The organism is Streptomyces sp. NPDC044044 (assembly GCF_056434405.1).
This window is the reverse complement of record NZ_JBWKFG010000008.1, coordinates 278,903-291,433: the sequence shown is the minus strand read 5'-3', so window position 1 is coordinate 291,433 and position 12,531 is coordinate 278,903. Positions and strand designations below refer to the sequence as shown.

General features: G+C 72.3%; 9 protein-coding genes. 3 read left to right on the top strand and 6 right to left on the bottom strand.

Annotated elements, in window-relative coordinates; all coding sequences use genetic code 11:
* Nucleotides 1-19 precede the first annotated feature (19 nt).
* Together AC07AG_RS29345 and AC07AG_RS29340 are read left to right on the top strand one after the other, a co-directional pair.
* Entirely contained in the window at nt 20-622 is a 603-nt protein-coding gene (locus tag AC07AG_RS29345) for a TetR/AcrR family transcriptional regulator (protein ID WP_478759129.1), read from the top strand.
* Between the two features lie 297 nt (nt 623-919).
* Nucleotides 920-2,929 carry an N-acetylmuramoyl-L-alanine amidase gene (locus AC07AG_RS29340; RefSeq protein ID WP_478759128.1) on the top strand — a complete coding sequence of 670 codons (2,010 nt, stop codon included), beginning with the start codon at nt 920-922 and terminating at the stop codon, nt 2,927-2,929.
* 75 nt (nt 2,930-3,004) lie between these two features.
* Here AC07AG_RS29340 and AC07AG_RS29335 read toward each other — a convergent pair whose 3' ends face one another.
* The 3 genes from AC07AG_RS29335 to AC07AG_RS29325 all read right to left on the bottom strand — a co-directional run bounded on the left by AC07AG_RS29335 (nt 3,005) and on the right by AC07AG_RS29325 (nt 8,963).
* Entirely contained in the window at nt 3,005-5,338 is a 2,334-nt protein-coding gene (locus tag AC07AG_RS29335; RefSeq protein ID WP_478759127.1) for a glycoside hydrolase family 95 protein, read from the bottom strand.
* Nucleotides 5,339-5,474: 136 nt separating this feature from the next.
* Nucleotides 5,475-5,975, bottom strand: a complete 501-nt coding sequence (locus AC07AG_RS29330; protein WP_249591745.1) for a hypothetical protein — start codon at nt 5,973-5,975, stop codon at nt 5,475-5,477.
* A gap of 84 nt (nt 5,976-6,059) precedes the next feature.
* Nucleotides 6,060-8,963 carry an ATP-binding protein gene (locus AC07AG_RS29325; RefSeq protein WP_478759126.1) on the bottom strand — a complete coding sequence of 968 codons (2,904 nt, stop codon included), beginning with the start codon at nt 8,961-8,963 and terminating at the stop codon, nt 6,060-6,062.
* A gap of 178 nt (nt 8,964-9,141) precedes the next feature.
* Between AC07AG_RS29325 and AC07AG_RS29320 the strand changes: the two genes are divergently transcribed.
* On the top strand, nt 9,142-9,873 hold the full coding sequence (locus AC07AG_RS29320; RefSeq protein WP_478759125.1) for a leucine-rich repeat domain-containing protein: 732 nt from the start codon (nt 9,142-9,144) through the stop codon (nt 9,871-9,873).
* Nucleotides 9,874-9,924: 51 nt separating this feature from the next.
* On the opposite strand, the gene AC07AG_RS29315 is transcribed toward AC07AG_RS29320, so the two are convergent.
* The 3 genes from AC07AG_RS29315 to AC07AG_RS29305 form a co-directional block, all read right to left on the bottom strand.
* On the bottom strand, nt 9,925-10,785 hold the full coding sequence (locus AC07AG_RS29315; RefSeq protein WP_478759124.1) for a universal stress protein: 861 nt from the start codon (nt 10,783-10,785) through the stop codon (nt 9,925-9,927).
* Nucleotides 10,786-10,985: 200 nt separating this feature from the next.
* Nucleotides 10,986-11,249, bottom strand: a complete 264-nt coding sequence (locus tag AC07AG_RS29310) for a DUF397 domain-containing protein (RefSeq protein WP_249591741.1) — start codon at nt 11,247-11,249, stop codon at nt 10,986-10,988.
* A gap of 107 nt (nt 11,250-11,356) precedes the next feature.
* Entirely contained in the window at nt 11,357-12,523 is a 1,167-nt protein-coding gene (locus AC07AG_RS29305) for a thiolase domain-containing protein (protein ID WP_478759388.1), read from the bottom strand.
* Nucleotides 12,524-12,531 lie beyond the last annotated feature (8 nt).

The following is a 12,531-nucleotide window of genomic DNA, read 5'->3' as shown; positions in this document are numbered from 1 at the left end:
GCAAAGTAAACTCCGGTGCATGGGTAGCCGTGAGAGTGCAGATCATCAGGAGGCCGGCGGGATCCGCGCCCGTGCCCGGCGCGCCATGCGGGCCGAACTGGCCGCGCTGGCACTTGAGTTGTTCGCCGAGCGGGGATTCGATGAGACGACCGTGGAGGACATCGCGCACGCGGCGGGCCTGTCGAAGCGCAGCTTCTTCCGGTACTTCCCGTCCAAGGAGGACGTCGTCTTCGGCGCCGTGGAGTCGATGGCGGACGAGGTCGCCGACGAGGTGCGCGGCAGGACCGCCGACGAGGCGCCGTGGGACTGCCTCCATCAGGTACTGCGCTCCTGGCAGCAGCGGATCCACACCTCCGGGTCCCAGTTGGCGGAGCTCACCCTCATCGACGCGACGCCGTCCCTGCGGGCCCGGCTGCACCAGAAGCGGGACGCGATGCGCGCACAGGTCGCCGAGGCGCTCACCCAACGGCCCGGTGCGGAGCTGGACTCGTTCACGGCCGATGTCCTCACCTCCGCCGCTGCGGCGGCTCTCGACGCGGCCGACAGGGAGTGGCTGCGCTCGGGCGGCACGACGGACCGGGGCGCCCTTGTCGACCGGGCGTTCGCGACGCTGAGGCCCTGAGAACGGCCCTGAGGACGGCCTGAAGACGCCGTACGCATCCCCCGAACAGGTGGACCGGACCACTGACGTCCCAGGGGGCGACCCGATGATCGGTGTGGAGTTCGTGCTGCTCATTGGTCCAATCCACTGACGCGTCGCAGGCCGTGCGGCCTCCCGGGGCGAAACCCGCCGGGACCGGCGCTGACATGGGAAATCCCGCCTCCTGGGCATGATTGACGGATCGTCGGAGAGCCGGTACCACTGACGCACGCCCGGCCCCGCACGCCCCATCACGCTTCACCGTCCCAGGAGGCTGCATTGCGAGGATCCGCCACCGCCCGCACCCCTGCCGCGCGCAGACGCGCCGTCAGGACAGCGGGCGCCCTTGTCTCCGCCGGTCTGCTGCTTCCGCTGCTCGGTGCCGCCCCGTCATCCTCGTCGCCGGGCGCCGGCGCCCAGGCGCCGCCGGACGGGCTGCAGAGCGCCTTCGCGGCAGCGGCCGACGAGTACCGCGTACCGCAGAGCGTGCTGCTCGGAGTGTCCTATCTGCAGTCCCGCTGGGACGCGCACGGCGGCGCGCCGAGCGTGACCGGCGGCTACGGCCCGATGCACCTCACCGACGCGCGTACCGCCATCGCCGGCACCCCGCACCACAGCGAGGGCGAGGAGGACCCGCGCGGCGACGCGTCACGGGGCGTCCTCAAGCCGAAGGAGTTCACGGCGAAGGTGCCGAAGAACTCCCAACTGCCCGCCCGCCTCAAGACGTTGCCCCGCGCGGCCGAGGTCAGCGGGCTCTCCGCCGAGCGGCTGCGCACCGACCCGGCCGCCAACGTACGCGGCGGCGCCGCCCTGCTCGCCGCCGCGCAGAAGAAGCTCGGCAAGCCGCTGAGCGAGAACCCCGCCGACTGGTACGGCGCGATCGCCCGCTTCTCCGGCGCGGACGACCAGGCCACCGCGGCGACGTACGCGAACGACGTCTTCGCCGTCATCCACGACGGTCAGGAGCGCACCACGGACGCGGGCCAGCACGTGGCCCTGCCCGCGGTCACCGGTCTGAAGCCGGACGCCGCGCAGGTGCGGGCCATGGGGCTGCGGAAGGCGCCGAAGGGCGAGACCGAGTGCCCGTCCACGGTGTCCTGCGAGTGGATCCCGGCGCCGTACGAGGAGTTCAAGGACCCGGACGGCAACGACGACTACGGCAACCACGACCTGTCGGACCGGCCCAAGAGCCAGAGCATCGACACCATCGTCATCCATGACACCGAGGGCCGCTGGGAAGGCGTCCTCAACATGGTGCAGGACCCCACGTACGTGTCCTGGCAGTACACCCTGCGGTCCACCGACGGTCACATCGCCCAGCACGTGAAGGCCAAGGACGTCGCCTGGCACGCGGGCAACTGGTACGTGAACTCCAAGTCGATCGGCCTGGAGCACGAGGGCTTCCTCACGGCGCCCGACACCTGGTACACGGAGGCGATGTACCGCTCGTCGGCGCGCCTGGTGAAGTATCTGTCGAAGAAGTACGGCATCCCGCTGGACCGCCAGCACATCATCGGCCACGACAACGTGCCGGGCACGCTGCCGTCGACGATCGCGGGCATGCACACCGACCCAGGGCCGTACTGGGACTGGCAGCACTACTTCACCCTGATGGGCAAGCCGTTCAAGCGGACGGCGGGCCCGAACGGCGGTCTGGTGACGGTGGCGCCCACGTACTCCAAGAACCGGCCGGAGTACACGGGCTGCGTCAAGCCGGGCGAGAAGTGCGCGACGCACGGTTCGGCCGCGGTGCGCGTCCACACCGAGCCGCGTGACGACGCGCCGCTCATCAAGGACATCGGCCTGCGGCCCGGTGGCGGCGAATCGACGACCGGCGTGAACGACACCGGCGCGCGCCTGTCCACCGGCCAGCAGTACGCGGTCGCCGACCGCAAGGGCGACTGGACCGCCGTCTGGTACCTGGGCCAGAAGGCCTGGTTCAAGAACCCGAAGAAGCAGCCGACCGCCGTCGACGCGTCGGGGCTCGTGGTGACGCCGAAGGGCGACGCCAAGGAGGTCCCGGTGTACGGGCGCGCCTATCCGGAGAAGGAGGCGTACCCGGCGGGCGTTCCGGTGCAGCCGGTCACGCCGCTGCCGTACAAGCTCCTCGCGGGACAGAAGTACGCGATCGGCGACAAGGTGCCCGGCGAGTACTTCTACGCGCCGACGTTCGACACCGCGCCGCACAAGGTGGTGCGCGGCAAGGACACGTACTACGAGGTCCAGTTCGGACACCGCGTCGCGTATGTCCGTGCGGCCGATGTACGGGTGGTGCGTTCGGGCTCCTAGAGCCGCCGCGAGAACAGCCGGGGCCGGGTCCGCGTGGGGGTGGACCCGGCCCCGGCATGTCCACCGGACGCGAGCTCAGTCGAAGACGTACCGCTGTCCTGCCCGCGCCTTGAAGGTCTGCTCGCCACCCTTCAACAGGTCGCTGCGCACGGTGAGTTCACGGGTGCGCGACGCGGTGAGCACGATGCGTGTGGCGCGTCCGCCCTTCCACTCGATGTCGAGGCTCGCCCCGCCGCGCGCCCGCAGGCCGCGCACCGAACCCTCGGGCCAGCTCGCGGGCAGCGCGGGCAGCACCTCGATGACGTCGAACTGGCTCTGCAGGAGCATCTCCACGATGCCCGATGTCGCACCGAAGTTGCCGTCGATCTGGAACGGCGGGTGGGTGTCCCAGAGGTTGGGAAGCGTCGAGGACTTGAGCTGCTCGCCGAGCATCTTGTGCGCGTGGTCGCCGTCGCGAAGCCGCGCCCAGAAGTTGACCTTCCACGCCTTGGACCAGCCGGTGCCGCCGTCGCCGCGCGCGGTGAGGGAGACCTTCGCGGCGTCGGCCCACTTGCTGCCGGGCTTGACCTGGCGTCCGGGGTGCAGGGCGTAGAGGTGCGAGACGTGCCGGTGGTCGTCGGTCTTGTCGTCCAGGTCCGCCTTCCACTCCTGGAGCTGGCCCCAGGATCCGACGCGCAGGCCGGGGTCGAGCTTGCCGAGGGTCTTCTCCAGATCGGCCCGGAAGGCCGCCGAGTCACCGAGGACGCGGGCGGCTTCCAGGGTGTTGGTGAACAGGTCGTGCACGATCTGCTGGGCCATGGAGTCGCCCGCGGTGAAGTCGCCGTGCTCGGGCGAGTAGCTGGGGGTGGCGACGAGGGCGCCGTCGCGCGGGTCGGTGCGGAGGTTGTCGAGCCAGAACTCGGCGGCCTCCTTCATCGCGGGATAGGCGGTGGAGCGCAGGTACTCCGTGGAGCCGCCGAAGCGGTAGTGCTCGTAGAGCTGCGCGGTGAGCCAGGCCGCGGCCTCGGGGAACCAGAAGGCGGTCGACCAGTCGTGGACGCCGGTGAAGCCGTAGGGGTTGGTCTCGTTGTGCACCACCCAGCCCCGCGAGCCGAACATCTCCTTGGCCGTGCGTCGTCCCGGCGCGCGCAGCGCCTCGACGAAGCGGTCGTAGGGGGCGGTGGTCTCGGCGAGGTTGGCGGCCTCGGCGAGCCAGTAGTTCATCTGGAGGTTGATGTTGGTGTGGTAGTCGGCCGACCAGGGCGGGGTGGTGCTGTTGTTCCACACGCCCTGGAGGTTGGCGGGCAGCGAGCCCGCGCGGGACGAGGCGATGAGGAGGTAGCGCCCGTACTGGAAGAAGAGCGCTTCGAGGGCACGGTCCGCCGCGCTCGCACCTCCCCCGTATCCCTTGAGCTGCTGGTCGGTCGGCACGTCGGCGGGCGTGCTCTGGCCGATGTCGAGGGCGACGCGGGCGAACAGGTCCCCGTGGTCGCGCAGATGGCGGGTGCGCAGTGCGGCGTGCCCCTTGGCGACGGCCCGGTCGACGGCGCGTACGACGTCGGCGTGGGGGTCGTCGCCGCGGTAGTCGGGGTAGGTGTCTGCGTATTCGGTGCCCGCGGCGAGCGCGAACCAGACGTGGTCGGCGCCGCTGACGGTGATGCTGCCGTCCGCGTTCGCCGTGCGGGTGCCGCCCTGGTGCACGACGCGCAGCTGCGCCTCGAACTTCAGGCCGTTGTCGACGAGTTCACCGCGTACGGCGATCCGGTCGCCGTCGGCCTTCGCGGTGAAGTCGGCGCGGGGCGAGGTGTGGCGCAGGGTGCAGCTGACGCTCGCGGGACGGTCGGCGGTGAGGCGCCCGACGAGCACGCCGTCGGGGTACGAGGCGAAGAACTCCCTCTCGTGGCGCACTTGTCGGTGGGTGTACGTGACGGTCGCGAGGCCCCTGCGCAGATCGAGGGTGCGGCGGTAGGTGGCGTCGGGCGCCTCCGGGGCGTTCGGTATGTCGAGGTGCAGGTCGCCGAAGGTCTGGTGGGCGCCGTAGCCGCGGCGGGACTGGCCGAGCTCGGCGGCGACCGCGTCGGGGGCCAGAGCGCCCTTCTCGTCCAGCTCCCCGCGCACCGCGTCGAGGGCGCCGGGCCTGGCCTCGCGCCAGTCGCCGTGGTCGTAGCCCTCGCGGGAGCCGGGGCCGCCGGTCCACAGGGTCTTCTCGTTGAACTGGAGCCGCTCGGAGGCGAGGGTGCCGAAGACCATGGCGCCGAGTGCGCCATTGCCGATGGGCAGGGCCTCGCGCTCCCAGTCGGCGGCAGGCGCCGCGTACCAGAGCACCGATTCATCGGAGGTGTCGCGACGCCCCTCGGCTGCGGCCGCGACACCGGAGAGAACGCCTCCGCCCGCTGCCAGTACGGCTGCTCCGCCTACGGCGGACTTCATCGTGGTTCTTCGCGAGATCCCGGGAGTCATGACCGGTCACGTTAAAAGTCCGATGACTGGCCTGGCAAGGCGCATGACAAAACCCACCCCTCCGGCAGAAGGGGTGGGTGCGTGGCCTGCGGCGGTCCGGGGCGGTTCAGCCCTGCTGGAAGAGCTCGGCGGGCAGCGGCTTCAGAAGGGCGTACAGATCGTCGGTGATCGGCCGGTCCCAGGCGGCGATGGTGACCAGGACGCCGTCGCTGCGGTCGAACTGCACGCAGGAGATGCGGCTTTCGGAGAGCTTGAGGCGGCGCACGATGAGGAGGTTGTCCCCCTGCATCACCGGCATGTCCTCGGTGGTGACGACGGTGATCTCCTCGTCGTTCTCCAGCGCGAGCATCAGCTGGGCCACCTCGAAGGGCACCTCGTCGTCGGCGATCTCGCGCGCCGGGGAGCCCTCGGGCAGATTGCCGATGATCATCGCGGGGCCGCGCCCGCCGAAGAGGTCGTAGCGCAGGAAGACGCCCTGGCAGCTGCCGTCGGGGGCGGGCAGCAGGCCCGCGCCGAGGTTGCCGGGCCAGTCACCCGGGTCCATGGCCAGGACATCGAAGTCCGGGCCAGCGGGAGTGGCGGAGCTGCGGCGGCGGAGGAAGGACATGCGCCAATGGTACGTGGCCCGCGGCGGTTGTCGGCGCGGGGGCGGCGCCGGTCCGCGCGGGGCGGCCGTGGCGCGGTCACGCGCTCAGCGCGAGGTCAGCGGGGGTGGCGGGACGCCGAGCGCGGCGGCAAGACCGGAGTGATCCGTTCCCACTTTCCGGTACACGGCGGACAGCAGCCGGACGACGGCCGCCTCGTCGGTGTGCAGCTCCTCGGCGATGCGGGCGGCCGGCTCACCGCGGACGGCGAGCGCGGCGGCGCTGCGCTCGCGCGCGGTGAGCGTGTCCGTCTCCGTGCTGTGCAGCAGCCGGGGGCGCAGTCCGGCCGCCGCCAGCTCCTCGCGGGCCCGCTCGACCAGGCCGTCCGCGCCGCACTGGACGGCCGCTTCGAGCCCGCGGTAGAGGGGGTCGGCCGCGTCCTTCGGGCGGCCGGCGCGGCGCAGCTCGGCGCCCAGGCAGACCAGCGCACAGGCGAGTTCGTACGCCGCGGGCGACCGCTCCAGGTGGCTGACGGACTCCTCCAGGAGCTTGACGCGCACGGAACCCGGAGCGACCTCGGCGGTGATCCGCAGCGCCTGCCCGATCGCCGACGCGGTGGCGAACCCGCGGGCGCGCCGGACCGCTTCGTACGCGGTGGCGAGCGCGCGCTCGGGGGCGTCGTCGGCCTCGGCGAGCGCGAGGTGGAGCTGCCAGGGGCACCAGGCGGGGTTGCGCATGCCCCGCGGGTCGAGGCGGCGGCCCGCAGCGGCGAGTTCGGCCGCCGCGTCCTTGGTGAGGCCGCGGGCGAGGAGCAGTTCGCCGTGCACGGCCTGCGCGTCGGGGAAGACCACGGCCGAGGGGAACGGCTCCCCGAAGCCGTACTCCTCGGCGGTGCGCGTGGCCTCGGCGACGCGGCCACGGGCCAGCAGGATCTCGATGAGGATGCCGACGGCGTACCAGTGCGCGGGCGTTCCCGACCCCACACGCTCGGCGATCCGCAGCCCGGCGCGCACGAAGTCCTCGGCTTCGGCGAGGCGTCCGCGCCGGAACCGTACGTACGCGAGAAGGGTGTACGCGAACGACAGATGGGCGCCGCGCCAGCCCTGGCGCTCGAAGTCGGCGATCCCGGCGGCGAACAGTTCCTCCGCCCGGCCCGGCCGGTCGGCGTACAGGAAGGTGAGCGCGACCAGGACCGGGACTTCGAAGCCCCGGTCCTCCTCGGCCCAGCCGAGCCCGCCGACCAGGGCGCGCTCGGCGTGCCGGACGGCGGTCCGGGCGGGCTCGGCGCGCAGCGTCGCGTCCCAGGCGCGGAGCCCGATGATGTACCGCTCGGTGAGATCGCGGCCGGGCAGCCGGTCGGCGAGCCGGGCAAGGCGACGTGACCGGGCGGGCGAGTCCGGCTCGTCGGCCCGGAAGGCGTCCCACATGAACTGCTCGGCCTGCATCCGGATCCGCACCCGTGGCTCGGTGGTCACCCGGATCTCGCGGGCGAGGGTGTCGGAGGCCTCGCCCAGGCGGTCGGAGTGGGCGAGGACCTGGGAGAGGCGGTAGACGATGCCGTTGCGCAGGACGGGGTCGGTGATGGGCTCTTCGAGTGCGGCGCGCAGGTGGTTGACGGTCGTCGCCGGTTCGGTGAGGTAGGACGCGCAGCCGAGTTCGTAGAGGACCGCGGCGCGGTCCTCCCAGGGCGGGGGTTCGCGCAGGGCGCGGGCGAGATAGCGGCGTGCCGCGTCGGGGGCGCCCGCGCGGACGGTCTCGCGGGCGGCGGCGCGCAGCTGCTGCACGACCCAGGTGTCGCCGTCGGGGTGGACCTCCAGGAGATGCCGGGCCGCGGCGGACGCGCCGAGCCCCGCGTTGACCACGCACCAGGCTGCCTGACCGTGCAGGGCGACGCGGACACCGCCAGGGATGGCGCGGTAGACGGCGGTGGCGATCAGCGGGTGCACGAATTCCAGGGTGTGGGCGCCGGTCAGGACGCGGGCGCGGCGCAGCCGGTCGGCGCAGTCGGCGGCCTCCCGCTCGCCGATGCCCGCGACGGCGGCGGCGAGCGCCGGGGGGACCGAGATCCCGAGGACGGCGCAGGCCCAGGCGAACCGGACGGTCGAGGTGCCAAGACGCTCCAGGCGTGCGACGAGGCCACTGCCCTTCACGGCCGCGGCGAGATCGCGCAGCAGATGCGCGCCGGCCTCGTCGGGGGTGAGCCCGCGGTCGTGCACCTTCGCGGCCAGCTCCACGGCCTCGAACGGGTTGCCCGCGGTGACCGCCCAGCACTCGCGGCAGAACGCGTCGTCGGCACGGGTGCCGAGCGCGTCGCGTACGAGGCGGGCGACAGCGGTGGCGCTGAGCGGTTCGAGTCCGATGGGCCGCTGCCCGGCGCGTCCGGGCAGGCCTCTGAACTCCGCGGCGTGGGCGGGCAGTTCCTCGGGACGGTAGGCGACGACGAGCAGCAGGGGCAGGGCCTCAGCGCGGGGCGCGAAGGCGGAGAGCCAGCTCAGCGACTCGGCGTCGGCCCAGTGCGCGTCGTCGATCACGACCACCAGCGGGGCGCGCTGCACGGCGACATGGGTGAGCACCCAGTCCAGTCCGTCGCGCAGCCCCTGCGGGTCGGGCGGCGCGCCGTCCGGCGGGGCGCAGAGCCCGAGGGCGGGGCCGACGATGGCGTACCAACTGCCCAGTACGTCCCGCAGTTCCGCGTCGGGGACGGAGGCGAGCAGGGGCTGCACCAGCTGCCGCGCCACGTGGAAGGCGACCCGCTGCTCCTGGTCACCGCCGCGTGCCGACGCCACGGTGCAGCCCTTGGCGGCGGCACGGCGGCGGGCCTCGGCGAGAAGGGAGGTCTTGCCGAGGCCCGCGCGCCCCGCGAAGGCGATGAGTGCTCCCCGGGGCCTGTCCGGGGGCTCGGAGCCGTCCCGCGACAGACCGCACAGTTCACTCAACGCCTCGTCGACCGCCGCGAGTTCGCTCTCCCGCTCGAAGAGGGTCCGCTTGCCATGGGGAACGTGATGCACCATGGGACACCCTCCGCCATGGTGGTGCGCCGGGCGCTTCCTGCTGCGCGTGCCTTGACCTTCAGGCACCTCAGATTACGCCCGCGGGGCCCGCCGGGAGCCGATTCGGCCACAGCGATGCGGTTGGCTGTGACATCCACCCCGGACGGGTGGCATCCACCCCGGACGAAGGGACCCCCACGTGACGGTCGGCACCGAGAACGTACTCAACTACTGGCACGGCGGCCTGAGCGAGGTGCCCGACGAGGTGTGGCACCACCCGTCCCTGGAGGTCCTGCTTCTCCCCGACAACGCGCTCACGCATCTCCCCGCGCGGATCGGATCCTTGGCCTCCCTGCACACACTGGACCTGGGCCACAACCACCTCAGCTCCATTCCGGACGAGCTGGGCGACCTGTCGGCTCTGAGCCGCTTCCTCTACCTCCACGACAACCGCCTCACGTCACTGCCGGAGTCGCTGGGCAACCTGAAGCGGCTGACGTACCTCAACGTGGGCGAGAACCGGCTGACGGCACTGCCGGACACACTGGGATCGCTCGAGGCCCTGGTCGAGCTGCGCGCCCAGCACAACCACCTGACCTCGGTCCCCGCGTCGCTCGGCGGCCTGACGGCCCTGCGCGAACTGTGGCTGCGCGGGAACCGTCTCGCCGCGCTCCCCGCCTCGGTCGGCCACCTGCGCGGACTGCGCGAACTGGAGCTGCGCGAGAACCAGTTCACGACGGTGCCGGAGGCGCTGCGCGGTCTGCCGCTGCTGCGGAGGCTGGATCTGCGGGCGAATCTCCTGCGTGAACTCCCGCCCTGGGTCGGTGACTTGCCCGCGCTGGAGAAGCTGGACCTGCGCTGGAACGACGTCACCGTGCCACGGGACCTCCTGGGGAGGTTGGCGGGGCGGGGGTGCGTGGTGCTGCGGTGAGACGTGGGACGTGTGCGCGAACACGCGTGAGACCCCTGCGTGACAGCGGCCTTACCGGGACTCCAGTGGCACCACGGCCACCGCACCCCGCGCATGCAACAGCACCGCGTTGGTCACCGACCCCATCAGCCTCCCCAGCGGCATCCGGCTCTGATGCCGCCCCACCACCACGAGCTCCGCGTCCCGCGACGCCTCCACGAGCAGCCCCGCCGCGTCCCCCGGCAGGATCTCCCTCTCGACGTCCACCTGGGGATACCGCTCCTGGAAGGGCGCGAGCTGCTCGCCCGCGAGCTCGGTGTACCGCGCCGATGTCGCCGCGTCCGCCTCCGCCGATGTCACGAAGTCACCGGTGGCGGTGTAGACGAGGACGGGCCCGGGATAGGCGCAGACGACCCGGAGCACCGCGCCCCGCAGCGCCGCCTCCTCGAAGGCGAAGCCGATCGTCTCGTCGTGCGGGGAGAGCGCGTCGAGGCCGAGGACCACGCGGGGCTCGGCGCCCGCCGTGAGCTCGTCGCCCGGCCGCACCACCACGACGGGGCACGCCGCCTCCCGCGCGCTCGCGAGCCCCTTCGAGCCGAGCAGCAGGCTGGCGAAGCCGCCCCGCCCGCGCGACCCGAGCACCAGCAGCCGCGCCCCGTCGCCGAGCCTCGGGACGTCACGCCCGGGGGCGCCCTCCACGACGGCGAAGTCCAGGGGAGGCAGTTCCGGGCGCCGCTCCAGGGCCCGGCGTGTGCGGTCGATGACCGGGTCGGCGTCGAGCCGGTGGTCGATGGTCGGCATGTGCGGACCGTCGGCCAGCGGCATCGCGTACTGCCGCACATGCACGATCCGCAGCGGCGTTCCCCGCAGTCGCGCCGCGGTCAGTGCCCATTCCAGGGCGTGGTCGCTGCCGGCCGAACCGTCGACGGCCACGACAACAGGTTCAACGGGCGCGTCGCCACTCATGGCTTCCTCGTCTCCGGCGCAAGGCCAAGGTCGACCGGCTCTGCTTCCGGTCCCGGCCTCGCCCAGGAGGCGGGCCGGGGGCAGAGTCCAAAGTCACCAGGTCAGCACGGCAGAGGCCGTGAGCGGTGGCGACAGCCGGAGACGAGGGTCCACAACGCCCACACGGCCTACGTCAGATCGAACTCCCCCGCACGCGCGCCGTGCACGAACGCTCCCCACTCCGCCGGAGTGAAGATGAGGGAAGGGCTCTCGGGGCGGCCCGCGTTGCGCATCGCGATGAATCCTTCGACAAAGGCGATCTCCACATCACCCCGCCCCTCACTGCCCGATTGCCAGTCTGCTGTGCTGAGGTCGAGCTCCGGCTTGTCCCAGCCTGCGAGCGGGCGCTGCTGACCTGCGAGCGGATGCTGCTGAATGGTGCCTTCGGCCACGTCCGTGCTCCTCCCGATGCGTCGTCCGCCCGCCAGCCTAGCTTTCGGTTCCGGTGCCGGACAGGCCGCGGAAGGAGGACGGCCGCCCGTCCGGCCCGGCGGACCCCTCACGTGGTGGGCGGCTCCGCGCCGACCAGCCACATGGAGAAGAACTGCGAGCCGCCTCCGTAGGCGTGCCCGAGCGCCCTGCGGGCCCCTTCGATCTGGTGCTCGCCGGCCTGGCCGCGCACCTGAAGTGCCGCTTCGGCGAAGCGGATCATGCCCGAGGCGCCGATGGGATTGGTGGACAGGACGCCGCCCGACATGTTGACGGGCAGATCGCCGTCCAGCTCCGTCACGCCCGACTCGGTCAGCTTCCAGCCCTCGCCCTCCGCGGCGAAGCCCAGGTTCTCCAGCCACATCGGCTCGTACCAGGAAAAGGGCACGTACATCTCGACGGCGTCGATGTCGCGCCGCGGGTCCGTGACCCCCGCCTGCCGGTAGACGTCGGCCGCGCAGTCCTTGCCCGCCTGCGGCGACACGAAGTCCTTGCCCGCGAAGAGGGTCGGCTCGCTGCGCATCGCGCCGCCGTGCATCCAGGCCGGCGGCCGGGTCGAACGGGCCGCGCCCGCACGGTCGGTGAGGATCATCGCGCAGGCACCGTCGGACGACGGGCAGGTCTCGGAGTAGCGGATCGGGTCCCAGAGCATCGGCGATGCCTGGACCTTCTCCAGGGTGATGTCCTGCTCGTGCAGATGGGCGTAGGGGTTCTTCAGGGCGTTGCGCCGGTCCTTGTAGGCGACGAGCGAGCCGACCGTGTCGGGGGCGCCGGTGCGCCGCATGTACGCGCGCACGTGCGGGGCGAAGAAGCCGCCCGCGCCCGCGAGGAGCGGCTGCTGGAAGGGGACGGGCAGGGAGAGCCCCCACATCGCGTTGGATTCCGACTGCTTTTCGAAGGCGAGGGTCAGTACGGTGCCGTGGACGCGGCCCGCGACCAGGTTCGACGCGACCAGCGCCGTGGAGCCGCCGACGGAGCCCGCCGTGTGGACGCGCAGCATCGGCTTGCCCACCGCGCCGAGCGCGTCGGCGAGGTACAGCTCGGGCATCATCACGCCCTCGAAGAAGTCGGGCGCCTTGCCGATGACCACGGCGTCGATGTCGGTCCACGTCAACTCGGCGTCCGCGAGGGCGGCTTGGGCGGCCTCGCGGACCAGTCCCGCGATCGAGACGTCCCGCCGGGCTGCGACGTGCTTGGTCTGGCCGATACCGACGACGGCCACGGGCTCCTTGCCCACCCCACTCA